Origin of the sequence: Pseudoflavonifractor sp. 60, from assembly GCF_009911645.1 — a bacterium.
Classification (GTDB): Bacteria; Bacillota; Clostridia; order Oscillospirales; family Oscillospiraceae; genus Lawsonibacter.
The window spans coordinates 1-654 of the sequence record NZ_QWKI01000021.1; the positions used below are offsets into that span (position 1 = coordinate 1).

The window sequence follows — 654 nt, forward strand, 5'->3', positions numbered from 1 at the left end:
AACAACGTCCTGTAACACTTCGCCGTAGTTGCGCAGGTCGGAGACGGGTTTAATATTAGGCATACGGCTCAACTCCTTTCTCTCCTCAGTATACCCCAGAGCGCTGTAAAATTCAACATAAAACTTTACGAAAATTGCCCGGCACAGGTCAGACTGCGCCGGGCAGAGTTTCAGCTGTTTTCCCGGGGGAGGGATTTGCCGAACAGGCAGGCGAGATAGTCCCGGCGTCCGTAGAGGATACGTTCAATCCGAATTTCAGAGCCAAGAATACAATAAAAGGTGATGTAATTTCCGGTGGTGAGGAACCGAAGGCTGCGGGTTGTGTCAGCAATGGAGGACAGGAGCGGACCAAGCTCCGGAAACGTTTCCAGCTGGTCCACATCGTCCATAATGCGGTTGACAATGCTGTTCGCGGCGGAGGTATTTTGAAATTCAGATGCAATGTGATCCCATATTCCATCTAAATCCCGCTGGGCTTCCGCCGTATAATCAATGTTATACTGCATTGGCTTTTGCGCGGAAATGCGCCCTTATCTCCTCCTGTGAGATCAGGGGTTCCGTCTCTCCGGACCTGCGTCCCTTGTCCAGCTCATTCATCAGCTTAATGGTGGCCAGCGTCTTTTCGTAGTCCCGGATATCCACAATCGCGTATTT

The 654-nt window shown here is 51.1% G+C and carries 1 protein-coding gene; it reads right to left on the reverse strand.

Annotated elements, in window-relative coordinates:
- Positions 1-170: 170 nt before the first annotated feature.
- Complete coding sequence (locus D1646_RS02515; protein WP_160634928.1) at positions 171-506, reverse strand: type II toxin-antitoxin system RelE/ParE family toxin; 336 nt, start codon at positions 504-506, stop codon at positions 171-173.
- Positions 507-654 lie beyond the last annotated feature (148 nt).